At 73.5% G+C, this 23481-nt stretch carries 17 protein-coding genes; 8 read left to right on the top strand and 9 right to left on the bottom strand.

Going from position 1 to position 23481, the window contains the following annotated elements:
- The first annotated feature begins 41 nt into the window (after positions 1 to 41).
- The gene (locus tag FHX75_RS26895) at positions 42 to 464 is read left to right on the top strand and encodes an acyl-CoA thioesterase (RefSeq protein ID WP_154943123.1); all 423 of its coding nucleotides are present in this window, start codon (positions 42 to 44) and stop codon (positions 462 to 464) included.
- Between the two features lie 117 nt (positions 465 to 581).
- Positions 582 to 2864, top strand: coding sequence for a phage holin family protein (locus FHX75_RS26890; RefSeq protein WP_211364596.1), 2283 nt, complete (start codon positions 582 to 584; stop codon positions 2862 to 2864).
- Between the two features lie 16 nt (positions 2865 to 2880).
- On the opposite strand, the gene FHX75_RS26885 is transcribed toward FHX75_RS26890, so the two are convergent.
- The gene (locus tag FHX75_RS26885) at positions 2881 to 3462 is read right to left on the bottom strand and encodes a DedA family protein (protein ID WP_154943122.1); all 582 of its coding nucleotides are present in this window, start codon (positions 3460 to 3462) and stop codon (positions 2881 to 2883) included.
- Positions 3459 to 4220 (bottom strand): MBL fold metallo-hydrolase, encoded by a 762-nt coding sequence (locus FHX75_RS26880; protein ID WP_154943121.1) that lies wholly within the window; start codon positions 4218 to 4220, stop codon positions 3459 to 3461. The genes FHX75_RS26885 and FHX75_RS26880 overlap by 4 nt, the downstream gene beginning before the upstream one ends.
- A gap of 239 nt (positions 4221 to 4459) precedes the next feature.
- Here FHX75_RS26880 and FHX75_RS26875 point away from each other — a divergent pair, with 239 nt between their 5' ends.
- Both FHX75_RS26875 and FHX75_RS26870 read left to right on the top strand, forming a co-directional pair.
- The gene (locus FHX75_RS26875) at positions 4460 to 6307 is read left to right on the top strand and encodes a thiamine pyrophosphate-requiring protein (RefSeq protein ID WP_211364595.1); all 1848 of its coding nucleotides are present in this window, start codon (positions 4460 to 4462) and stop codon (positions 6305 to 6307) included.
- A 177-nt stretch (positions 6308 to 6484) separates the two neighbouring features.
- Positions 6485 to 7483 carry a hypothetical protein gene (locus FHX75_RS26870; protein ID WP_154943176.1) on the top strand — a complete coding sequence of 333 codons (999 nt, stop codon included), beginning with the start codon at positions 6485 to 6487 and terminating at the stop codon, positions 7481 to 7483.
- Positions 7484 to 7528: 45 nt separating this feature from the next.
- Here FHX75_RS26870 and FHX75_RS26865 read toward each other — a convergent pair whose 3' ends face one another.
- From FHX75_RS26865 to FHX75_RS26845, 5 genes are all read right to left on the bottom strand, one after another.
- Positions 7529 to 8563, bottom strand: a complete 1035-nt coding sequence (locus FHX75_RS26865; RefSeq protein WP_154943119.1) for a LacI family DNA-binding transcriptional regulator — start codon at positions 8561 to 8563, stop codon at positions 7529 to 7531.
- A gap of 34 nt (positions 8564 to 8597) precedes the next feature.
- Positions 8598 to 9620: an ABC transporter permease gene (locus tag FHX75_RS26860; RefSeq protein WP_154943118.1), complete on the bottom strand. Its 1023-nt coding sequence runs from the start codon at positions 9618 to 9620 to the stop codon at positions 8598 to 8600.
- Positions 9617 to 10591, bottom strand: coding sequence for an ABC transporter permease (locus FHX75_RS26855; protein WP_154943117.1), 975 nt, complete (start codon positions 10589 to 10591; stop codon positions 9617 to 9619). The genes FHX75_RS26860 and FHX75_RS26855 overlap by 4 nt, the downstream gene beginning before the upstream one ends.
- A complete protein-coding gene (locus tag FHX75_RS26850; protein ID WP_154943116.1) occupies positions 10578 to 12122 on the bottom strand; it encodes a sugar ABC transporter ATP-binding protein in 1545 nt (514 codons plus the stop codon). The genes FHX75_RS26855 and FHX75_RS26850 overlap by 14 nt, the downstream gene beginning before the upstream one ends.
- A gap of 82 nt (positions 12123 to 12204) precedes the next feature.
- Complete coding sequence (locus FHX75_RS26845) at positions 12205 to 13281, bottom strand: ABC transporter substrate-binding protein (protein ID WP_154943115.1); 1077 nt, start codon at positions 13279 to 13281, stop codon at positions 12205 to 12207.
- Positions 13282 to 13559: 278 nt separating this feature from the next.
- On the opposite strand from FHX75_RS26845, the gene FHX75_RS26840 reads away from it, so the two are divergent.
- Entirely contained in the window at positions 13560 to 15917 is a 2358-nt protein-coding gene (locus FHX75_RS26840; protein WP_154943114.1) for an AbfB domain-containing protein, read from the top strand.
- Positions 15918 to 16079: 162 nt separating this feature from the next.
- Positions 16080 to 17342: a vanadium-dependent haloperoxidase gene (locus FHX75_RS26835; RefSeq protein WP_154943113.1), complete on the top strand. Its 1263-nt coding sequence runs from the start codon at positions 16080 to 16082 to the stop codon at positions 17340 to 17342.
- 24 nt (positions 17343 to 17366) lie between these two features.
- Here the strand turns inward: FHX75_RS26835 and FHX75_RS26830 are convergent, their stop codons facing one another.
- Both FHX75_RS26830 and FHX75_RS26825 read right to left on the bottom strand, forming a co-directional pair.
- Positions 17367 to 18293, bottom strand: coding sequence for an MBL fold metallo-hydrolase (locus FHX75_RS26830; protein ID WP_154943111.1), 927 nt, complete (start codon positions 18291 to 18293; stop codon positions 17367 to 17369).
- A 245-nt stretch (positions 18294 to 18538) separates the two neighbouring features.
- Positions 18539 to 19099, bottom strand: a complete 561-nt coding sequence (locus FHX75_RS26825) for an NADPH-dependent FMN reductase (RefSeq protein ID WP_154943110.1) — start codon at positions 19097 to 19099, stop codon at positions 18539 to 18541.
- Between the two features lie 138 nt (positions 19100 to 19237).
- Between FHX75_RS26825 and FHX75_RS26820 the strand changes: the two genes are divergently transcribed.
- Entirely contained in the window at positions 19238 to 19702 is a 465-nt protein-coding gene (locus FHX75_RS26820; protein WP_154943109.1) for a MarR family winged helix-turn-helix transcriptional regulator, read from the top strand.
- Positions 19703 to 19879: 177 nt separating this feature from the next.
- Complete coding sequence (locus tag FHX75_RS26815; protein ID WP_170285467.1) at positions 19880 to 23407, top strand: glycosyltransferase; 3528 nt, start codon at positions 19880 to 19882, stop codon at positions 23405 to 23407.
- Positions 23408 to 23481: the final 74 nt, after the last annotated feature.

Here is a 23481-nt window from a genome sequence, read left to right as displayed (position 1 = left end):
TCCGGAAGCGGCGTCGTACCCACCGCCTACGCTCCGGGTGCATGGGAGATCCCTTCACGGTGCGCATCGCGGTCCGGGGCTACGAGCTCGACACCCAGGGCCACCTGAACCAGGCCGTCTACCTCCAGTACGCCGAGCACGCCCGGTGGGAGTGCCTGCGTGCCGCCGGCATCTCGCAGGACCGGCTCATCGCCACCGGCGTGGGACCGGTCGCCCTGGAGGTCACCCTGAGATACCTCAGGGAGCTGCGCGGCGGGGACGAGGTGGACGTGTCCTGCGAGTTCCACTGGGGTGAGGGCCGGACGTTCCGGATCGAGCAGGACTACCGCCGCTTGGACGGCACCCAGGTCGCGACGGTGACCGGGGTGGGCGGCCTGCTCGACCTGTCGACCCGGCGGCTCGTGGCCGACCCGCGGGAGCGGTTCCGGCAGCTGGCCACCGACCCGGGACCGCTCCGCCTCTGAGGCCGGCGCGCCGACCGTCGGCACCGGCGGCATCCGGCGAACCGACGGCGGACCTGCCCGGACGACCCGTTCCGCACCTGCCGATCTTGGTGGGCGGGGTGTGGCATCGTGATGGGGATGGAGCCGGACGGTGACGCCGAGGCGCGCCGGACGCTGCCCGAACCGCTCCGGGTGGGCCTGCGGGTGCTGCGCGACTACCGGCCCACGCTCGGGCGGCTGCGGGCGCTGCTGCGCAGCATGGTGACCTCGTTCGTGGTGCTCAGCCTGACGCTGTGGCTGCTGCCGGGGGTCACCGCCAGCGGCCTGGTCGCGATGCTGTGGCTGGTCGGGCTGATCGCCGGGATCGGTGCGGTGCTGCGCCCGCTGCTGTTCGCCCTCTCCACCGCGCTGGGCGGCCTCGGGGCACTGGCCATCGGCGTGTGCGTGCAGGCCGTCGTCATGTACGTCGCGCTGCGCCTGGACCCGGAGGCGCACGTCCGTGGGTTCGCCGACGCCTTCGCCGCCGCGTGGCTCGCCGTGGCGCTGGCCGCGATCCTGAACTGGCTCGCCGACGCCGGCACCGACGACGCGTTCGTCAGCGAGATGCTGTGGGTGATGAACCGGGTACGCCGTGGACCGGCTCGCCACCGGCGGCCGGCCTGGCACCGCCGGGGTGCCGGCGGGGCGCCACCCGAGCGGCAGACGGCCGACGCCCTGCTCGTCGTCCAGCTCGACGGCGTGGCCGCGCCGCTGGTGCAGTGGGCCATCCGGGCCGGCAACCTGCCCACGATCGGTGGGTGGCTGCGCTCCCGCAGTCACCGGATGACCCACTGGCACACCGGCCTACCGGCCACCACACCGGCGGCGCAGGCGGGCCTGCTGCACGGCGAGGTGCGGCGGGTGCCGGCCTATCGCTGGTACGAGAAGGCGACCGCGGACGACACCGCCAGCCGGCTCATGGTGACCAGCCGGCCCCGCGACGCCGCCGAGGTCGAGCGGCGGCTGTCGACCGGGCAGGGGCTGCTGCGGGACGGCGGGGTCAGCATCAGCACGGTCTTCTCCGGCGACGCCCCCACCAGCCTGCTCACGGTGAGCCGGGCCGGGCTGCCCGGGCGGTCCACCCGGGGCTACGCGGCGTTCATGGCCAGCCCGTACGGGTTCGCCCGGGCCATCGTGCGCGGCGCCGGGCAGGTGGTGCGCGAGCTGTACGAGGCCCGGCGGCAGCGACTGCGCGGCGTACAGCCCAGGGGCCGCCGCAGCGGCTCCTACCTGGCGCTGCGCCCGATGGCGAGCCTGCTCAGCGATCTCAACGTGTCGCTGATCGCCGAGCAGATGGCCGGCGGGGCGCCGGTGATCTTCTGCGACTTCCTGGACTACGACGAGGTGGCCCACCACGCCGGGCCGGCCCGGCCGCAGGCGCTGGCGGTCCTCGAAGCGCTCGACCAGACGCTCGGCATCCTCCAGCGGCTGGCGGCCGAGGCGGCGCGGCGCTACCACATCGTGGTGTTGAGCGACCACGGGCAGAGCCAGGGCGCCACCTTCCGCCAGCGGTACGGCGAGTCGCTGGCACAGGTGGTCGCCCGGCTCGCCGCGCCCACGGTGCGCCCGACCGCCCCCGACGGCCGGCCGGGGCCCCCGACGCCGGTGCGGGAGGCGGCGACCGCCGAGGCCGCCGGCCCGGTCGAGGAATGGGGGCGGGTGAACACGCTGCTCACCGAGGTGGCGGGCCGGGGCGGGGCGACCGGCACGGCGACCCGGGTGGCGGTGCGGTCGCACACGGAGGGCGGCGAGGTCACCCTGGGCCCGGCCGACGAGGAGGCGGCGGCGGCGACCCGGACCGATCCGGAGACGGTGGTGGTGGCGTCGGGCAACCTGGCGATGATCTATCTGCCCCGCCACCCGGGGCGGCTGACCCGCGAGCGGGTCGACGCCCTCGTACCGGGGCTGATCGACGGCCTGGCGGCGCATCCCGGCATCGGTCTGGTCGTCGTCGACTCGGCCGCCGGGCCGCTGGCGATCGGGGCGCGCGGCTGCCACAACCTGCGGGACGGACAGGTCGACGGCGACGACCCGCTGGCCCCGTACGGCCGGTGGGCGCGTCAGGACCTGCTGCGCCACCAGGCGATGGACCACGTCGGTGACCTCGTGGTGATCAGCGCGGTGGACCCCGGTCTGGAGGAGGTGGCGGCCTTCGAGGAGCTGGTCGGCTGCCACGGCGGACTCGGCGGCTGGCAGACGGAGGCCCTGCTCATCCACCCCGCCGACTGGCCGCAGGAGGGCGAGCTGGTGGGCCCGGAAGCCGTGCACGGGCAGTTGCTCGCCTGGCTGCGTCGGCTCGGGCTGCGCCGACCCGACGAGCACCCCGACGAGCGGGACGACCCGGCGGGCCGCACAGTGGACCCCGACGTGGGCGACGCGTAGCGCGGGCGCCCGTCGACTACGGCGCCACCGGCGGCTCGCCCGGCAGGGCCCGGCGTCGGGCCAGCCAGCTCAGCCCCTGGCTGACCAGCACGACGAGCAGGATCGCGGCGACGACGCTCTGCCACGGCTCGGGGAAGATCGCCCGCCCGAGGACGCCGATCGCGGCGTAGAGCACCGACCACAGCAGGCTGGCGGGCGCGTCGGCGAGGGCGAAACGCCGCCAGGTCAGCCCGGACAGGGCCGCCGCCAGCAGCACCGGGATCCGGCCGCCGGGGATGAGCCGGGACACCAGCAGCGTCGAGACGAGTTCCTCGCGCACCCGCGCCGTCATCCGGCCGACCCGCTGCCGGCCGCGCAGCCAGTGCAGGCGCCGGGCGAGCCGCTCGCCACCCCAGCCGAGCATGCCGTAGGTCGCCAGGTCGCCCGCGTACGCCCCGATCGCGCCGGCGATCACGACGAGGACCACGGTCACCGGATGCTGGTGGGCGGCGAGCGCGGCGGCGCCGCTGACCGCCGCGCCGGTCGGCACCACCGGGACGACGGACCCGAAGAGCACCACCAGGACCAGCGAGCCCAGCACGCCGAGCGTCGCCGTCACGGCCGGCGCACCGCGACGGACTCGCCCGGCCGCAGTACGCGCACCCGGGTGCCCGGCGAGACCGCCTCGGCGTGGCGGGCGAAGTCGTCCCCCGGGCCGAAGAACCGGTCCGGCCGGACCCGTTCGCAGCCGACCGGCCAGAAGGTGCCGAAGTGGATGGGCACGGCCCACGCCGCCGCCACCCGCCGGACCGCCTCCGCGGCGCCCGCCGGGTCGAGGTGGCCGGGGCCGAGCGTGGGTCCCCACCCGCCGACCGGGACGAGCGCCAGGTCGAGCGGTCCCAGCCCGGCCATCTCGTCGAAGAGGGCGGTGTCGCCGGCGAACCAGGTCCGCAGCCGGCCGTCGATCAGGTAGCCGAGGGCGGGTGCGCGGTGCCGGGACCACGGACCGCGGCCGGAGTGGTGGGCCGCGGGGACGGCGGCGACCGTGACCCGGCCGATCGTGGTGCGGTCGCCGACCGCGAGCTCCGTGCAGCGGCGGGCGGCCGCCGCGCCCAGCGCCTGGCGGACCACGCGGCCCGCACCCGCCGGCACGACCAGCGCGGTGTCCGGGGGCAGCCGGCGCAGCGACGCGAAGTCCAGGTGGTCGGCGTGCAGGTGCGACACGAGTACGGCGTCCGGGGCGCCCGGCAGCCGCGGGGTGGGCCCACGGCGTCGGCGCAGGTGGGCGAGCCGGTCACGCAGCAGCGGGTCGGTCAGCAGCCGGGTGCCGGAGTCCTCGATCCACACGGTGCTGTGCCCGTACCACGTCAGCCGCACGACACCGCCTCGGTCACGCCTGCCACCGTATCCGGCGGTGCCACCGCGCGGCCCGAACCTGACGTGGCCCGCCGTCGGCCCGACATGGCCTCCCCCGGACGATCGGCGCAGGGGTCGAATCGACCATTCTGCCGGAAATGCTGCCACATACTCATATCGTCCGGCGGCGGCCGGGCGGGAGGGTCCGGGTGGCGGAGGCCGGCGCCCGCGCCGGGGACCGAGTGGGAGGGATCAGTCAGGTGAGCGTGGACGGCGACGGGCGGGTGCCGGCGGATCCCTGGCCGCTGCCCGGGGACGCCAAGGTGGCGGATCACCTCGTGCAACGGCTGGCGTGCTGGGGCGTCCGCCGCTACTTCGGCTACCCGGGCGACGGCATCAACGGGATGACCTCGGCGCTGCAACGCACCAACGAGCGCGCGCAGTTCGTCCAGGTCCGGCACGAGGAGACCGCGGGCTTCGCGGCGTCGGCGCACGTGAAGTACGGGGGCGGCCCGCTGGGCTGCGTCCTGGTCACCAGCGGGCCGGGGGCGATCCACGCGCTGAACGGCCTGTACGACGCCAAGTTGGACCACCAGCCGGTGGTGGCCCTGGTCGGCCACACCGCCCTGACCGCCGAGGGTGGCGGGTACTACCAGGAGGTCGACCTGCTGGCGCTCTACAAGGACGTGGCCGCGGCGTTCCTGGCCCAGCTCGACCATCCCGCCCAGGTGCGCCACCTGGTGGACCGTGCCTGCCGGACCGCGCTGGACAGGCGCACCGTCACCGCCCTGGTGCTCCCCCTCGACGTGCAGGACGAGCCGGCGGTGCCGGAGCCGCCGTACGCCCACGGGTACTACCACACCAGCAGCGTGCCGAGCAGCGGCCCGACCGTGCCGCCGGAGGCGGAGGTGCGCCGGGCGGCCGACGTGCTGCGCGGCGGCGAGCGGGTGGCCATGCTGGTCGGGCAGGGCGCGCTCGGCGCCGAGAACGAGGTACGCGAGGTCGCCCACCGGTTGGGCGCGGGCGTCGCCACCGCGCTGCTGGGCTTCCCCGTGGTCGACCACCGGGAGCCCTGGGTGACCGGCGCGATCGGGCTGCTCGGCACCCGCCCGAGCTGGCAGCTGATGCAGGGCTGCGACCGGCTGCTGATCGTCGGCAGCAACATGCCGTACTCGGAGTTCTACCCGCCGCCGGGGCAGGCCCGGGCGGTACAGGTCGACCGGGACGGCACCCAGCTGGGGCTGCGGTACCCGACCGAGGTGAACCTGACCGGCGACGCGACCGCCACCCTGCGCGCGCTGCTGCGCGAGCTGGGGCCCGGCCCCGCGCCGACCGGCTGGCGGGAGACGATCTCCGCCGAGACCCGGGCGTGGCGCCAGACGCAGCGGGATCTCGCCGAGCAACCGGCCGACCCGGTCAACCCCCAGCTCCTCTTCGCCACCCTCAACGACCGACTGCCCGACGACGTGATGATCTCGGTGGACTGCGGCACGACGACGGCCTGGTACGCCCGGCACCTCCAGGTCCGCCCGGGCATGCTGGCCAGCCTCTCCGGCACCCTGCTGTCGATGGGCGGCGCGATGCCGTACGCGCTGGCGGCGAAGTTCGCCCACCCGGACCGCCCGCTGGTCGCGCTCATCGGCGACGGCGCCATGCAGATGAACGGCGTCAACGAACTCATCACCGTGGCCAAGTACTGGCGCAGCTGGGCCGATCCGCGGTTCGTGGTGCTGGTGCTGAACAACCGGGACCTCGCCTTCGTCAGCTGGGAACAGCGCTCCACCGAGGGGACGCCGATGTTCCCGGACAGCCAGGAACTGCCGGACATCGCCTACCACCGGTGGGCGGAGGTGCTCGGGCTGGGTGGCGAGCTGGTCGACGCGCCGGAGCAGATCCCCGGCGTCTGGGAGCGGGCGCTGCACGCCGACCGGCCGGTGGTCGTCAACGCCCTCGTCGACCCCGCCGAGCTGATGCTGCCCCCGCACTTCACGCTGGAGCAGGCCCGCAACACCGCCGGGGCGCTGCTGCGCGGTGACACCGACTGGGCCGGCATCCTCCGCCGGGGTCTGCCCGCCACCCTCACCGCCTACCGATCACGTCGCAGGTGAGCGATGGGTGGGGCCAGCGGCAGCCGGCAGCGCCCGGAGCGAGGTCCGTCCTGACGCCCGGTACGCCGCCGGCGGAACCTGGTCGCCGGCCGGTTCGCAGTTGGAGGGAACCGGCCCTGGCTGCCGGCCACCGCCGCTAGCGTCGGGAGCATGCCCGCCCGTCCGTCCCGCTGGTCGATGCCGCTCCGGGTCCTGGAGGCGCCGTCGTACCTGCAGGCGTTCGTGCTGTCCGGGGTGGTCACCGTGCTGCTCGTCCGGGCCTTCCTCCAGGCGGCCGGCTACCCGCAGCTCGGCGGCGGTGGGCTGCACATCGCGCACGTGCTCTGGGGTGGCCTGCTGATGACCACCGGGCTGGGTGTCGCGCTGGTCTTCCTGGGCAGCGCGGCGCGCAACCTCGGCGCGGTCCTGGGCGGGATCGGCTTCGGGCTGTTCATCGACGAGGTGGGCAAGTTCGTCACCGCCGGGACCGACTACTTCTACGCCCCGGCGGCCGGCATCATCTACGGCGCCTTCGCCCTGCTCGTGGTGATCACCCAGGCGATCCGGGGCCGGATCCGCCTCACCGGTCCGGAGCGGACGGCGAACGCGCTGTACGCGGTGGTCGGCGGGCTGCGCACCGGCCTCACCGACGACCGGCGGGCGGCTGCGGCCCGGCTGGTGCGCGGCTGTGGCCCGGAAGTCGAGGACGCGATCACCCGGCTGCTCGACACGGTGCCCCGGCGCGAGGCACCCGGCCCCCGGTTCTGGCAGCCGTGGCTGCGCCGGGCCCGCCGGGCCGTGGTCTGGGTGACCACGCACCGGTGGGTGGTGGCGCTGGTGGTGCTCTACCTGGTCGGCGAGCCGTTCGTCGTCGTGCTGGGGGTCCTGCTGGACACGATCAGCGGCCAGCTGCACGACCAGCGGGAGTGGCGTGCCGTGCTCGGGGTCTCGATCTCCGCGCTGATCACCGCGGTGCTCAGCATCCGCGGGGCGTCGCTGCTGCCTCGCGACCGGACGCGGGCCTTCCGGCTGTTCAAGCTCGCCCTCCTGGTCGACCTGCTGTTCGGGCAGATCTTCAGCTTCACCGTCAACCAGTTCGGGGCGCTCACCGCGCTCGCCGTGGACCTCTTCCTGCTGGGCGTGGTGACCGCGGAACACCGGCGGCTCTGCCGGCAGGGCCCGGAGCCCGACGGCTGAACTCCGCCGCCCCGACCGCTGTCGCGGCCACGGTCGCCCGGGGGCTCACCCCACGGCCCGGTGCCGGTCGCCGAGAGGTCCGGTGCTCTCCCGGACCTCCAGCCGGAACGGCAGGTGCAGGTCGGCGGGGGGAGCCAGCGGCGCGCCCTCGATCAGCGCGACCAGCCGCTGGACGGCGAACCGGCCGATGTGTTCCTTGTCGGGGGCGATGGTGGTCAGGGTGGGCGTACTGAAGCGGCCCTCCTCGATGTCGTCGATGCCCGCCACCGCGATGTCCTCCGGGACCCGCCGACCGGCCTCGCCGATGGCCCGGACGGCACCGATCGCGACGAGGTCGTTGTAGCCGAAGACGGCGTCCGGGGGTGTGTCGAGGGCGAGCAGGCGGCGCATGGCCAGCAGGCCGTCCCGGCGGCCGAACTGTTCGGTGGCCACCACCAGCTCCGCGTCCACCGGCAGCCCGGCCGCCGCCAGCGCCTCCCGGTAGCCGCGCAGCCGCAGCTGGGCCGACTGCCGGTCCTGCCCGGCCCCGGCGCCGATGAAGGCGATCCGCCGCCGGCCGAGCGCGAGCAGGTGCTCGACCACGACGCGGCTGGCAGCGACGTTGTCGATCGCGATGTGGTCGTGGGGTACGTCGTAGACCCCCTCGCCGATCAGCACGAGCGGGACGGTGCCGGTGCGGGCCAGCACGTCGTCGCGGGTGATCCGGACCGGGCTGAAGATCAGTCCGTCGATGATGTGCCGGCGGGAACCGTCCAGCAGCAGCAGCTCCAGGTCGCGGTCCGCGCCGCTGCTCTCCATCACCAGCGTGTAGCCGAGGCCGGCCGCCTCCCGGATGGCGGCGTCGGCCAGTTCGGCGAAGTACGGGTTGTTCAGCTCCGGGATGGCCAGGGCGATGATGCCGGTACGGCCGCGGCGCAGGTGGCGGGCGCTGAGGTTGGGGGTGTAGCCCAGCTCGTCGATCGCCTGCTGCACCCGGCGCCGGGTCTGTTCGCCGACCGGCCGGTAGCCGTTGACGACGTTGGAGACGGTGGCCAGGGAGACCCCGGCGCGCTGGGCGATGTCCTTCAGGCTGACGCCCACGTACCACCTGCCTCGGCCGGAGGAGTCACGGCCGTCACCGTAGCCGTCGTACCTTGCTCAGGTACGTCTGGGTGACCACCACGACCAGCAGGAACGCCCCGCTCACCACCGACTGGATCGACGAGGTGAGGTTGCCGATCTGGTTGATCACGTTCTGGATCACGCCGAGCAGCAGCACCCCGCACAGGGTCCCGCTGACACTGCCGGCGCCCCCGATGAGCAGCGTGCCCCCGATGACGACCGCGGCGATAGCGTCCAGCTCCATGCCGACGCCGAGGATGGTGACCCCCGAACCGAGCCGGGCGGCGTTGAGGATCCCGGCGAATCCGGCCAGCAGCGCGCTGAGCACGTAGGTCAGCGTCTTCACCCGGGCGACCGGCAGCCCCATCAGCGCGGCGGCCTCCTCGTTGCCGCCGAGGGCGAAGACGGCCTGGCCGTACCGGCTGCGTTGCAGCAGCACGGCGCCGGCGACGCAGAGCAGCGCGGCCACGTACACCGGCCAGCCGACGCCGAACAGGGTGCCCCGGCCGACGTCGAGCAGGGCGGAGTCGCGGGGCACCAGGTACGTCCGGGCGCCCTCGTCGGTCACGGCGAGCAGCAGGCCGCGGGCGCCCAGCAGGCTGGCCAGCGTGACGATGAACGGGGCGAGCCCGGCCCGCGCGATGACCAGCCCGTTGAGCAGGCCGATCGCGCCGCAGACGGCGAGCGGCAGCAGGACGGCCGGCAGCGCGCCCCACTGGCTGGCCCAGGCGGCCAGGACCCCGCCGAGGGCGAAGACCGAGCCCACGGAGAGGTCAATCCCACCGCCGATGATCACGAAGGTCATCCCGAGCGCCACGATGGCCAGCGTCGACGACTGGATGGCGATGCCGGCGAGGTTGCCGGCGGTGGCGAACGACTCGAAGAGCAGCGCCGCGGCGGCGCTGCCGAGCAGCAGCACGGCCAGCGCGCCGTGCCGCTGGGCCAGCGCGGCGAGCCGCTCGGTCCCGGCGACCCGCGAGGTGGGCAGTTGCGGCGTGTCGGCCGTCGCGACGTGGGCCGTGGTGCCGGTGGTCATCGCGTCCTCCGTTGCTGGGCGACGTAGACGGCGATCAGGATGATGACGGCCTGCACCATCTGTGCCGTGGAGTCGGGCAGGTCGTGCTTGATCAGGGTGGCCCGCAGCAGTTGCATCAGCAGCGCGCCGGCGACCGTGCCGAGCACCCGGATCCGGCCGCCGGACAGCGGCGTACCGCCGACGACCACCGCGGTGATCGCGGACAGCTCGATCAGGTTGCCGATCGCCGACGGGTCGCTGGCGGTGAGCCGGGCGGTGGCGAGGACGCCGGCCAGCGCGGCGAAGATCCCACTGAGCACGTAGGTCACCACGAGGACCCGGCGGACCGGCAGCCCGGCCAGCTGGGCGGCGGCCCGGTTGCCGCCGATGGCGACGAGCTGCCGGCCGTACGTGGTCCGGTGCACGGTGAATCCGATCAGGACGGCCAGCACGACGGCGACCCAGGCGACCACGGGCAGCCCGAGGAGTTCGTCGGTGCCGAGGGCGAGCAGGTCCGGGTTGCGGATCTGCTTGAGCTGGCCGTCGGCGATGACGAGGGCCAGTCCCCGCCCGGCGACCAGCAGGGCGAGCGTGGCGACGATCGGTTGCAGCCCGACCACCGCGACCAGGGTCCCGTTGAGCACGCCGGCCGCCGTCCCGGCCAGCAGGGCCATGGCGACCGCGGGCCACAGCCCGAAGCCGAGATAGAGCGGCAGCACGGCGGCGGCCAGGGCCATCACCGAACCGACCGACAGGTCGATGCCCTCGCTGCCGATCACCAGCGCGATGCCGAGCGCCACGATCACCACCGGAGCCACCTGCACCAGCTGGGTGCGGAGGTTGGCCAGTTCCAGGAAGTTGTCGGTGAAGACGGCGTTGAACAGCAGCAGCGCCGCGACGGCGGCGTACACCCCGACGTCGCGGACCCGGCGGGTGAGCGCGGCCCGGTCGGGTGCGCGGCGCGCGGCGACGGCGGGTTCAGCGGTGCTCATCGGCGGCCTCCTCCGGCGCGGCCAGGGTGGCCAGGATGGCGGGTTCGGAGACGTCCGCGCCGGCCACTTCGCCGACCACGGCGCCGGCCCGCAGCACCACCACCCGGTCGGCGCCCTCGACGAGTTCCTCGAGGTCGGAGGAGATGAGGACGACGCCCAGGCCGTCGCGGGCCAGCTCGCCGACGAGCTTCTGCACCTCGGCCTTGGCCCCGACGTCGATGCCCCGGGTGGGCTCGTCGAGCAGCAGCAGCCGGGGGTTGAGGCACAGCCAGCGGGCGAGCAGCACCTTCTGCTGGTTGCCGCCGGAGAGTTCACCGACCCGCTGCTCGGGGCTGGCCGCCCGGATGCGCAGCCGGGTCATGAACGTCTCGACGATCCGGTCCTGTCGGGCCCGGGAGACCACCCCGGCGCGGGCGAGCCGGGGCATGGCGGCCAGCACGATGTTCTCGCGTACCGACAGCTCGGGGATGATGCCCTCGGCCTTGCGGTCCTCGGGGAGCAGGGCCACCCCGGCGCGCAGGGCGCGCTTCGGGGTGGGCCGGCGCAGCCGGCGCCCGGCGACGGTCACCGTGCCCGCGTCCAGCGGCAGCGCGCCGACGACCGCCTTGGCGGTCTCGGAGCGGCCGGAGCCGAGCAGCCCGCCGAGCCCGGTGACCTCGCCCGGCCGGACGGTGAAGGAGACGTCGTGCAGCAGGTGCCGCTTGCGCAGCCCCTCGACCCGCAGGACCGGTTCGCCGTCGCGGGCGGTGTGGTCGCCGGTGAAGCCGGTGACGCCGTCGCGGCGGACCTCGGCCAGGTCCCGGCCGAGCATGGCCGAGACGAGCCGGAGGCGGTCGAGGCCGGCCAGCGCTCCGCTGTGCACGACCCGGCCGTCGCGCAGCACGGTCACCCGGTCGCAGAGCTGGTAGAGCTCGTCGAGCCGGTGACTGACGTAGACCACCGCGATCCCCCGGGCGCTGAGTTGGCGGACCAGCCGGAACAGCGTCTGCACCTCGCGTGGCTCCAGCGAGGAGGTCGGCTCGTCCATGACGAGCACCTTCGCGTCGACGGCGACGGCGCGGGCCAGGGCGACCATCTGCTGCGCGCCCAGGCTCATCGACCGCAACGGCCGGGTCACGTCGACGTCGACGCCGTACCCGGCGAGCACCTCGGTGGCGTCCCGGTTCATCCGGCGGACGTCGATCAGGCCGAACCGGCGGGGCTCCCGGCCCAGGAAGAGGTTCCGGGCGATGCTCAGCAGCGGGATGAGGTTGACTTCCTGGTAGATGGTCGAGATGCCGGCGCGCTGGGCGTCCAGCGGCCGGCCGAAGGTGACCGGCGCGCCCTGGTAGCGGATCTCGCCGGAGTCGGCCTGGTACACGCCGGTGATCACCTTGATCAGGGTGGACTTGCCGGCGCCGTTCTCGCCGACCAGGGCGTGCACCTCACCGGGTGCGACGCTGAGGCTCACGGCGTCTAGGGCGCGGACGCCGGGGAAGTGCTTACTGACGTCGCGCACCTCGAGCACGGGTACGGCGTCGGAGTCGGTCATGTCGGTGGCCCCTCTGCGACGGCGACGGAGCGGGTGCCGGCGGTCCGGCGCGCCACCCGGGCGCGCCGGACGCGGGCGGTACTCAGTACGCGCCGGCCAACGACTCCCTGGCGTTGGTCGAGCCGTACTCGCGGTCGGAGATGATGACGTTCTCGCCGATCGCGGTGCCGGCGTAGAAGTCCTGCGCGGTCTTGAAGGCCAGCGGACCGAAGCGCGGGTTGGACTCGATGACGGCGTTGATCGTGCCGTCGACGATCGCCTGGACGGCGTTGCGGGTGCCGTCGATCGAGACGATCTTGACGTCCTTGCCGGGGCTCTTGCCGGCCGACCGCAGGGCGGTCACCGCACCCAGGGCCATCTCGTCGTTCTCCGCGTAGACGGCGGTGATGTCGGGGTTGCTGGAGATGAGCTGCTCCATGACGGCCTGGCCCTTGTCGCGGGCGAACTCGCCGGTCTGCTGGGCGACGATCTGCAGTCCGGGCGCCTTCGCCTTCACCTGCTCGACGAAGCCGTTGGTCCGGTCGGTGGTGACGTTGTTGCCGGACGAACCGAGCAGGATGGCGACCCTGCCCGTACCCCCGGTCACCTTGATCATCGCGTCGGCCGCGCGGCGACCCTGCTCGACGAAGTTGGAGCCGAGGAAGGCCAGGTAGTCCTTGCACGGCGCGGCGTTGATCTTCCGGTCGATGGTCAGCACCGGGACCTTCTTCGCCGCCGCGGCCTGCAACGCGGGCTCCAGTCCGTCGGAGTTCAGCGGCGCGACGATGAGGAACTGCGCGCCCTGGGCCAGCATGTCCTGGATGTCGCTGATCTGCTTGGACAGTTGCGACTGGGCGTTGGTGACCAGCAACTTCTTCACGCCGATCTTCGCGGCCTCGTCGCGGATGGACTGCGTCTCGGCGATCCGGAACGGGTTCGCCTCCTTCTCGGACTGGGAGAAGCCGACGACCGCGTCGGCCAGGTCGAGCTTGGCGGCGCCGTACTGCTGCAGGGTGCAGCCGGCGCCACCGGGCGTACTGCTGGCCACGACCTGCTGGCCCTCGCTGCCGGCCGGGGCGGGCGTGCCCTCGCTCTCGCTCCTGGTGCAGCCGGCGAGCACTGCGGCGCCGGCGATCAGGGCGACGGTCGCGTTCGCCAGAACGCGGATCCTGATGGTCATCCGTTGCTCCTCGTACGCGGTGGGGTGGGGGGTCGGACGGTGCCGACGGTGCGTATCGGTGCAGGCGTGTACCACCCGTGCGTCGGCCGCCCCCGTGCTGGTGAGCGCTCTCAAGACATTGATGAACAGCCATTGACCGACCGTCCACGGGAGGCCTATAACGTTATACGTACGTTCACGGATGTCAATAAGATCCGTCATCAGCGTCGATGAATCACCGCCGACATCCGCCCCGCCCGGGCACCCGTCCGCCGTCCCCCCACCCCGACGGAGACGCCATGAGACACCGCGTCCACCCCCGCCCGCCCTGGATCCGATCGCTGCTGGCCCTGACCACACTGGTCGGTGGTCTGCTGGTCGCGCCGCCGGCCGCGCAGGCGGTCCCCGCGAAGCCCGCGCCCCTGACCACGCCCTGGACCGCCCAGGCGCTGGCCGGCACGCCGCTGCCGGAGTACCCGCGCCCCCAGATGACCCGCCCCGACTGGCAGAACCTCAACGGCGAGTGGCAGCTGCGGCAGTCCGCGACCGACGACCCACCCCCGATCGGCACCACCCTGCCCGAACGGATCAACGTGCCCTTCCCGGTGGAGTCGGCGCTGTCCGGCGTGCGGCGCTCCCCCGGCGACGACCGCAGCTGGCTGTACTACCGCCGGCTGTTCACCGTCCCGGCGGGCTGGGCGGGCCGGCAGGTGCAGCTGCACTTCGGCGCGGTCGACTGGCAGACCACCGTCTGGGTCAACGGCGTGCAGGTCGGCGGGCACACCGGGGGCTACGACGCGTTCACCTTCGACATCACCGCCCGCCTCAACGGCGGCAGCAACGAGCTCGTCGTCAAGGTCTTCGACCCCAGCGACAGCCGGCAGAACGGCACCCTGCCGGCGATCGGCAAGCAGACCCGGACGCCCGGCGGCATCTTCTACACCCCCAGCTCCGGCATCTGGCAGACCGTCTGGCTGGAGCCCACCCCCGCCGCGTCGATCAGCAGCGTCGACCTCTACCCCAGCCTCGCCGACAACCGGCTGCGGGTGCGGGTCTTCACCCGGGGGAACCTCAGCGGACACAGCGTCCTGGCCGAGGCGCTCGACGGCACGACGGTCGTCGGCTCGGCCACCGGCGGCTTCACCGAGTTCTCGGTGCCGGTCCCGAACGCCCGCCGCTGGTCCCCCGACGACCCGTTCCTCTACCACCTGCGGGTCACCCTGCGCGGCAGCGGCGGGGCGACCGTCGACCGGACCGCCCACTACTTCGGCATGCGGGAGATCACCACCGGCCTGGTCAACGGGGTGCTGCGGCCGAAGCTGAACGGCCAGTTCGTGTTCCAGGTCGGCACCCTGGACCAGGGCTACTGGCCCGACGGAATCTACACCGCGCCGACCGACGCGGCGCTCGCCTTCGACCTGCAGAAGCACAAGGACCTCGGCTTCAACATGGTTCGCAAGCACATCAAGGTCGAACCGCAGCGCTGGTTCTACCACGCCGACCGCCTCGGCCTGCTGGTCTGGCAGGACATCCCCTCGCTCACCGCGCAGGACATCAACCCGAACGACGCCCAACAGGCCCAGTTCGAGGCCGAGGCCCGCGAGATCGTCGACGAGCACCGCAGCTCACCGGCGGTGGTCGCGTACACCGTCTACAACGAGGGCTGGGGCGAGCGCGCGCTGGCCGACACCCGGCGGGTGGGCCAGGCGGTCAAGGACCGGGACCCGACCCGGCTGGTCAACCCGCACAGCGGGTACAACTGCTGCCAGTCCCTCGGCAACCCCGGCAACGGCGACATCGACGACTGGCACGTCTACGTCGGCCCGGACTCGCCGCAGCCGTCGAGCAGCCGGATCGCCGTGCTCGGGGAGTTCGGCGGGCTGGGGCTGCGTACCCCGGGGCACGAGTACAGCCCCAACGGCAACTTCCTCGCGTACGAGTGGCAGCCCGACTCGACCTCGCTGACCAACCGGTACGTGGGCCTGGTGCAGGGCAGCCGCAACCTGATGATCGGCCGGGGCCTGAGCGCATCGGTCTACACCGAGATCACCGACGTGGAGGGCGAGCTCAACGGCTTCCTTACCTACGACCGCCAGATCGTCAAGATGGACCAGGCCCGGGTACGGCAGGCGAACCAGGAGCTGATCGCCGCCTCGAAGGCGATCGGCACCTCCACGCCGGTCGCCCTGCCGGTAGGCCAGCGCCGCTCGCTGCGGGTGACCACGCCGGGGCACACCGACCGCTACCTGCGGCACCGGGACAGCCTCGCCTACACCGAGGTGGTGACCGCCGCCAGCCCGGCGCTGCTCAAGGCCGACGCCACCTACACGATCCGGGCCGGACTCGCCGATTCGAGCTGCTACTCGTTCGAATCGGTGAACTACCCCGGGCAGTACCTGCGCCATGCCTACTCCCGGGTGCGCAACTCGCCCGACGACGGCACCGCCCTGATGCGGGCCGACGCCACCTGGTGCGCCCGTACCGGGTTGACCGGCAGCGGGGTGTCGCTGGAGTCGTACAACTTCCGGGGCTCGTACCTGCGCCACTACGACTCGGAGGTGTGGCTCAGCAACGGTGCGGGCGGGACCGCCTGGAACACCCCCACCCTGTGGGCGGCGGACAGCACCTGGACCGTCGCGCAGCCGTGGGCGCCCTGACCGGCGTACCGCGGCACCGGGCAAGTCGATCCGCCGGCCGGTCGCCTCACCGCGGCCGGCCGGCGGCGCGACGCCGCCCCCGGCGTGGATATCCTATTGAGCCGATAGGTTTTATCGGTTAATCTGGCGCCCATCCACCCCGCCATCGCCTCGGGAGCCCGCATGTCCACCTCGTACCCGCTTCCCGGCGCCACCCGCCGGGCCCTGCTCATCGGCGCCGGCGCGGGCGCAGCCACCCTCGCCGTGCCCGCGCTCGCCGGCGTCGCCGCCGCACGGCCGTCCGAGGTGGACACCGTGCTCGAGTGGTACGACGTCACCGCCGCGACGATCGGGGTCATCAGCGGACCGCTCCAGGTCAACAGCAGCCGCACCTGGGCCATCGGCTGGATCGCGGCCTGGCGGGCCGTGACCCGGACCCGTCGGGAAGCGCCGGCCGCCGCCGCGCTGGCCGGGGCCGTGCACGAGACCCTCACGACGCTGGTTTCCGCGCGTACCGCCGACCTGGACGCGGCCCTGGCGGTGACCCTGGGTCGGCTGGGCACCTCGCCGGCGGTCCGCGCCGCCGTCGACGGCGGGCGGGAGGCGGCCCGGGCGGTGCTCGCCGAACGCGCCAATGACGGGCTCGACCTCGCCTCGGTCAACCGGCCCTTTCCGCCGCCCGCGCCGGCGCCCGGCGTCTGGCAGCCGACCCCGCCCGGCTTCGCGGCGGCGGTGCAGGCCGGGCAGGGGGACGGCCGGCCGTTCCTGGTCGACGACGTACGGGCGTACCTTCCCGGGCCCCCGCCGGGGCTCGACACCGCGCGCTACGCCCGCGACCTGGCCGAGATCCGCGCCGTCGGCGCGGCGGACAGTGCGCTCCGCACGGCCCGGCAGACCGACGTGGCCCGGTTCTGGGCGCAGTCCTCGCTGAACGGTTACACCGGAGCGCTGCGCGCCGCCGTCGCCGCCGCACCCCGCCAGGCGGACGGCCACGGCATCGCGCGCCGGGTGGCGCTGGTCGCGCTCTTCCACGCCGCCACGATCGACGCGCAGATCACCACCTACGCGGCCAAGTACCGGTATCTGCGCTGGCGGCCCGTGACCGCCGTCCGGGGCGGAGACATCGCCCCCGACCCCGCGTGGACCCCGCTCATCACCACCCCCGCCCATCCGGAATATCCCAGCGGGCACACCACGTACGCGGGCGCCGCCGAGACCGTCCTGCGGACCCTCGCCCGGCCCCCGGTCCGGCCGGTGGCGCTGACCAGCCCGGTCGCGCCCGGCATCACGCTGACCTATCGGGACTGGCGTGAGCTGACCCGGGACAACGTGGACGCCCGGGTGTGGTCGGGTATCCACTTCCGGCACACCGACGAGGTCGGCGCCGCAGTGGGCCGTCGGGTGGCCGCCGCCGGGCTCGCCCGCTGGGACGGCCGCCCGCTGTAGCGGGACGGGAGGCCCTGTCCGGCGTCAGGGCAGGCCGCTCCAGGGGTCCTCGCGGCGCCAGATCGTCGGCAGGTGCAGGGCGACGCCGTCGCGGTCGGCGAGGCGGCCGAGCACGCGCATGGTGGTGTCGAGGTCGTCGCCGGCGTACGGCAGCGCGCGCGGTGGCCGGTCCAGTGGGCGGAAGAAGTCGTCCCAGTGGGTGAGCACGACCCGCCGGGCACCGACGGTCCGCACGGTCTGCGCCCAGTAGCTCGTGAGGTACCCCTCGTCCCGCGCGCCGAGCTGACCGACCCCGAGGTACGCCACGTCGGCGCGGTGCCCCTCCAGCGCACCGGGAACGAAGCCCGCGCTGCCCTGCACGAGGGCGGTGCGACCGCTGTCGTGCCGGACCAGGAGCGACCATGCCTCACCGCACCGGTAGGCACGGGCCCTGACCGGCGGCACGACAGGCTCGGTGATGTGCCCGGGGAAGCGGTCCGGAGGGCAGTGTTCCGACGCCACGAACCCGAGGGTGAACGCACCCGTCGTGACCTGCTCGCCGGGGGTCACGACGCGGATCCGGTCCGGCGGCAGGCCGTGGCCGCGGCCGACGTTGGCGGCCGACTCGCCACCGACGAGCGTCGCGCTGGTCCGCTCCGCGACGACGGCGGAGTCCAGGACATGGTCGAAGTGGGTGTGCACCGGTACGACGGCGTCCAGCCGGCGGTCGGAGAGCCCGGCCCGGGCCAGCGCGGCGGCGATCCGCTCCCGGTCGGGAGCGATCCTGGCGAACGCGACCGTGAGCAGCGAGGGCCGGGAGAAGAACCCGTCGGTCAGGATGGCGGATTCGCCGTCGTCCAGCAGCAGCGTGGACACGCCCAGGAACACGGCCACGAAGCTCCCGGCGGCCGGCGGCACGTCGAACCGGGCCGCGTAGCGGTCAAGGTCGGGACGGCCGAGCTTCAGGCGCATGGCCGGGATGCTAGCTCGCCGGGGTCGCGGCAGACGCCGCTCGTTGTCCGGCGGGGGGCGCACCAGGGCCGGCCCAGAACGTCGTCCGGCTCCGCGCGGCATTCTCCGCGGCGGTCGCCGGGGTGGGACGACGTGGTCCCGCCGATCCGGCCTCGAACGGAGGCGGACCGGCGGGACCCGTCGGTCTCGACAGGTTGCCGCGCAGCAGATCCGGCGGCGATCGCCGGATCAGGGTGCCGACGCGGTCAGCGGGTGCGCAGCGGGGCGAGCGCGGTGCTCCAGGCCACGACCTGGTCGAGCGTGGTGGTGAGCGCGTCCTGCTGGAACTGGCTCGGCTTGAAGACGCTGAAGTTCTCGAAGTCGGTGAAGAGCGACAGCGCCACCTGCGCGCGCACGTCGGCCATCTGGAGCTCGCCGGCGATCAGGCGGAGGTGCTCCACGGCCCGGGTGCCGCCGGCGGAGCCGTAGCTGACGAAGCCGACGGCCTTGTTGTTCCACTCGGCGTAGAGGAAGTCGATGGCGTTCTTGAGGGCACCCGAGGTGGAGTGGTTGTACTCGGGGGTGACCATCACGAACCCGTCGAACGACGCGATGGTGTTGGCCCAGCGGAGCGTGTGCGGCTGGGTGTACTGGCCCATCGCCGGCGGGTACGCCTCGTCGAGGTGCGGCAGCTGGTGGTCGAGCAGGTCGACGAGCTCGAACTCCGCGTCGGAGCGCTGCTTGGCGACCTCGAGGACCCAGCGGGCGACGGCTTCTCCGTTACGCCCCGGGCGGGTGCTACCGAGGATGATTCCGATCCTGGTCATGGCGGGTGCCTTTCAGAAGTCCTTGCCTGGCTCCGTGAAGGCTAGCCACTCCTTGCTTGGTCAAGCAATTACCTGGCCCGTGCCGACCGTCACAGCACCGGCACCGATTTGTTTGGTCAAGCAACTAGAATGGGCGGCATGTCCGGTACCTCCGAAGCACCCCTGCGGCCCCTCAACCCCGACGAGGAGGCGCTGGTCCGCGCCCTGGGTCAGCTGATGTACGTCCTGCCCCGAGCGATCGACGCCGACATGGTCGGCGCACACCAGTTGCCCTTCACCGAGTACAACGCCCTGCGGATCCTCTCCGAGGCGCCGGACCGGCGATTGCGGATGAACGAACTCGCCGCCGCCTGCCAACTCTCCCTGAGTGGGATGAGCCGCACGATCAGCCGGCTGGAGTGCCAGGGACTGGTCGAGCGGGTCCGGAGCGGGGAGGACGCGCGGGGCTGGAACGCCGTCCTCACCGATGCCGGCTTCGCCCGCCTGGAGCAGTCCTGGCCGAGCCACCTGGCCGCCGTGCGGCGCCGGTTCCTGGACCACTTCGAGGGCTTCGATCTCGCCCGGTTGGCCAGCGCGTTCCAGCGGGTCGGCACGGCCGACTGAGCCGCCTCGACGGCACGATCCCCCGGGTCGAGGTGGTACATGAAGCCGCCACCGGCTCGCCCCCGGTCTCTCGACCGGGTCGAGCCACATCCGGAGAATGGTCGATACTTCGGGTGGCAGACACAACACCGTGTCGTCATGGGGTATCAAGGAGCAGTGGCAGCCGAGCAGGGCCCTGTGGCCATCTCCGATCTGGTCGGCGCCGAACGCCGGGCGGTGGCGGAAGAGCTCTGGCAGAAGTGGCGGTTCGAGGGCCGCGGCGCTGCCCTGCTCTTCGGGTTCGCCGGTGTCGGCAAGTCGGACCAGGTCGTCCGACCACTGCGGAACTGGGCGGCGAGCCAGTCCATTCCGACGGCCTGGGTCGACGTGCCCGTGGGGACAGCCGACGTGGCGACGACGATCGGCGGCCGCATCCTGGAGGAGCTGAAGGACGGGGGTCACGCGGGGGTGGCCGCCACGGTGTCGGCCGACGCCACCCTCGCCGACATCCTCCGCTCGCTGCTGGCGGCGGGCGCGCTCATCGTCGTCGACGAGTTCCAGCGGCTGCTCGACCCGCAGGGCAAGCCGTCGGCGTCCATGGCGCGAATGCTGGAGCAGCTCGCCCGGCGCCCGACGGACCGGGGTTGCCTGCTGCTGGTGTCGAACCGGCACCTCGACTGGACCTGGACCGAGCACTTCCACGTCACCGAACTGCTGCCGCCCGACGACGCCGACGCCATCACGATCGTCCTCGACCATCTCGGCGCGCAGCAGGCCGACGCCCGGTTCCCGCACCACCGGCGGCCGGAGGTCGTACGCCGCCTCGGACGGAACCCGAGAGTGCTGCGGCTGCTCGGCTACCTGCTCAAGTCACACCTGTTGGAAGGGCTGTTGCCACCGAGCGGGAGTGCTCCCGAGGAACCCTTCGACTCGAAGCTCGTCGAGGAGATCGAGCGGACGCTGCTGGCCAAGGCCGCCGAGGGCCTGCCGGAGTCCACCCGCGCCTTCCTGCGCGACATGTCGGTGATCCGCGACTGGGCCGACTGGGACCTCATCGAGGCGATGGGCGGCGGCCGGGGTGAGGTCCGGGAGCTGGTGCGCGGCGCCCAGGAGCGGTACCTCCTGCAGGCCCGCACCCAAACCGACCGGCCGGGAGCCGGTCCCGCCGGGCGATACCAGGTGCATCCGCTGCTCCGCGAGGCGGACGGCGTCCAGCTGCGACGGGACGGCGCCGCCTGGCGGGCCGCCCACGGTCGCGCCGGCGACTGGTACGCCCGGAAGCTGCAGGCCGCCGGCCGGACGGTGGTCCACGACCGGACCCTCCTGCTGGGCCTGGACGGCGCCGCGTACCACTACACCGCGGCCGACGCGGAAGACGCCCTGCTGACGGCGATCGAGCCGGCCAGGCGCTACATCGGTCAGCGCTACGGATGGATGTCGGTGCGGGTGAACACCGTCGGGGAACGGGACGCCCGCATCGCGCTGCTGGAGCTGTACAACAGCCGGTGGGGCACCCCGGGCACCCACTACCACCTGGCCATGCTCCTGCGTGATCGCGGCCGGCCGGAAGACCTCTCCCGAGCGATTCCGCAGGCGGAGTCCGCCACCCTCAACCAGGATCACGCCGACCCCTGGGTGTTGTGGGCCAAGCTCGTCTGGGCGGTGGACGGTACCGAGGCGGCGATCGCGGTGGCCCGCGAGGCCACCGCCCACGTCGCGCCGGCCAAGAGCCTCTTCTCGGTGTACCAGCAACTCGGCGGCTACCTCAACGAACGGCGGCGTACCCGGGAAGCCATCGCGGCGCTGCGCCAAGGTGTGGACCGCGCCCGGGGCAACACCGAGCGACTGGCCGCGCTGGCCGCCCAGTACGCGGCCGGCGCGCCCACCGACGACCTGCTCGAAGAGGTGGTCGCCTGGTTGCGGGAGAAGCCGAAACTCGAGGTCCAGTACCGGTTGGCGCAGGTGTACCTGCTGGAACGCGGGCAGCGCTGGCACCAGGCGCTCGCGCTTCTCGCCGACGGCCGCCAGCTGAGCCCGAGATACATCAACTTCTCCGTGCACGAGGCGCTGTGCCACCTGGCGCTGGGCGACGCGGTGCGGGCCCAGGAGGCCGTCGACAACTACCCCGCCCAGAAGAGCTTCTCCACGTCGTCGGCCTCCACCTGGTGCGCGGCCTTCGTCGCCGTCGAACTCGGCCGGACCTCGGACGCGTCGGAACTGGTCCGGACCTATCTCGGCAGCGACGTCGCCGTCTCGACTCCGGACGAGATCCGCGCGCTGTTGCTCCACAGTTGGGACACCAGCGTCGGCCGCCTGGACTTCACCTCCCCGCCCTCGTTGGTGTTTCCGATCCTGCCGCCCGCCCTCAGCGGCCTGTCGACCATCGCCATCCGGCCGCAGTACGGCGACCCTGTCCTGCCCCGGCGGCAGCCCGGCGGCGCCACCGCGACCCGCGACGGCCGGCCGCACGTCCTCGCACTGGCCACCGAGTGGTCCTCGTCGCTCGGCGGGCTGAGCACCTTCAACCGGCAGCTGTGCGGCTCGCTGACCGCTCACGCGCGGGTGACATGCGTGGTGCTGCGGGCGACCGACGAGGAACGCCGGGGCGCCACCGCGGCGGGCGTCACGCTGATCGAGGCGCCGGAGGCGCCCGGAGCCTCGGACGTCGACCGGCTGTCCCGCCGGCCGCCGCTTCCCGAGGGCACCGTTCCCGACGTGATCATCGGCCACGGCCGGTGGACCGGCCCGGCCGCCCACCACCTGGGCGACGACTTCCCGCACGCCAAGCGCCTGCACTTCCTGCACGTCATTCCCGACGACATCGAGCGCCACAAGGCGGACCGCGGGGTGGACGCGGGGGTGCTCGCCGAGGAACGGCAGGAGGTCGAGCTGGCGCTCAGCGCCGAGGCCGACCACGCCGTGGCGGTGGGGCCGCGGATGTACTACTGGTTCCTGCGGGACCTGGAGGCTCGCGGCGTCGACCCGGCGCGGTTGATCCGCTTCGATCCCGGCTTCGACCTCGGCGTCGGACCTCCCCGCCAGCCACCACAGGGCCGGCCCTGGACGGTGCTCCTCGTCGGCCGGACGGAGGACGACCGACTCAAGGGGCTCGACCTGGCGGCGCGCGCCTTCAACCTGGCGCGCCGCCGGCGTGGCGCCGGCACGCCGCGGGTCGAACTCCTCGTCCGCGGCGCTCCTCCGGAGACGTGCTCCACTCTGGAGGACCGGATGCGGGGCTGGGCCGCAGACGCGTCGCTGCCGGTGCGGGTGCGCCCGTACTCGACCAGGGCGGAGCGGCTGGCCGCCGACCTACGCGCGGCCAGCCTGCTCCTCATGCCCTCCCGGGCCGAGGGCTTCGGCCTCGTGGCGGTGGAGGCCATCCTCGCCGGCACGCCGGTGCTGGTGAGCAGCGAGAGCGGCCTGGGAGAGCTGCTGGAGGAGCGGCTCGGGCCGGAGGAGGCGGCCCGGATCGTGGTACCGACGACGGGTGACGACGAGCGCGACGTCGAGACCTGGAGCAACGCCATCGACGGCGCGCTGCGCAACCGGGAGGCGGAGTTCCCCGGGATCGCCGAGCTTCGCGCCCGGCTGGCCAGCGAGCTGACCTGGTCCACGGCGACCGCCACCCTGCTGGACCGCGTCCTGAACAGGGCGGACACCAGGCCGCCGGCGCCCCGGTCACCCGAGGAGTCGCCGTACCAACGGCCGGCGGCACCGCGAGCCTGACCCCGAGGAGCCGGACCCGGGTCGGGAGGGCTGCGTCGTGGCCCTGAGCGCGGTGTCGCCGGTTTCTGGAATCA

Source organism: Micromonospora palomenae (genome assembly GCF_007829925.1).
In the GTDB taxonomy this organism is placed as follows: Bacteria; Actinomycetota; Actinomycetes; order Mycobacteriales; family Micromonosporaceae; genus Micromonospora; species Micromonospora purpureochromogenes.
The sequence above is the reverse complement of the archived record's forward strand: the minus strand, read 5'-3'. Positions and strand labels throughout refer to the sequence as shown.

What these genes read in the sequence shown, in the direction of transcription:
- FHX75_RS26895 (WP_154943123.1), top strand. Translation starts at nt 42, where the DNA reads ATGGGAGATCCCTTCACGGTGCGCATCGCGGTCCGGGGCTACGAGCTC.
- FHX75_RS26890 (WP_211364596.1), top strand. Translation starts at nt 582, where the DNA reads ATGGAGCCGGACGGTGACGCCGAGGCGCGCCGGACGCTGCCCGAACCG.
- FHX75_RS26870 (WP_154943176.1), top strand. Translation starts at nt 6,485, where the DNA reads ATGCCGCTCCGGGTCCTGGAGGCGCCGTCGTACCTGCAGGCGTTCGTG.
- FHX75_RS26860 (WP_154943118.1), bottom strand. Translation starts at nt 9,620, where the DNA reads ATGACCACCGGCACCACGGCCCACGTCGCGACGGCCGACACGCCGCAA.
- FHX75_RS26855 (WP_154943117.1), bottom strand. Translation starts at nt 10,591, where the DNA reads ATGAGCACCGCTGAACCCGCCGTCGCCGCGCGCCGCGCACCCGACCGG.
- FHX75_RS26850 (WP_154943116.1), bottom strand. Translation starts at nt 12,122, where the DNA reads ATGACCGACTCCGACGCCGTACCCGTGCTCGAGGTGCGCGACGTCAGT.
- FHX75_RS26845 (WP_154943115.1), bottom strand. Translation starts at nt 13,281, where the DNA reads ATGACCATCAGGATCCGCGTTCTGGCGAACGCGACCGTCGCCCTGATC.
- FHX75_RS26840 (WP_154943114.1), top strand. Translation starts at nt 13,560, where the DNA reads ATGAGACACCGCGTCCACCCCCGCCCGCCCTGGATCCGATCGCTGCTG.
- FHX75_RS26835 (WP_154943113.1), top strand. Translation starts at nt 16,080, where the DNA reads ATGTCCACCTCGTACCCGCTTCCCGGCGCCACCCGCCGGGCCCTGCTC.
- FHX75_RS26830 (WP_154943111.1), bottom strand. Translation starts at nt 18,293, where the DNA reads ATGCGCCTGAAGCTCGGCCGTCCCGACCTTGACCGCTACGCGGCCCGG.
- FHX75_RS26825 (WP_154943110.1), bottom strand. Translation starts at nt 19,099, where the DNA reads ATGACCAGGATCGGAATCATCCTCGGTAGCACCCGCCCGGGGCGTAAC.
- FHX75_RS26820 (WP_154943109.1), top strand. Translation starts at nt 19,238, where the DNA reads ATGTCCGGTACCTCCGAAGCACCCCTGCGGCCCCTCAACCCCGACGAG.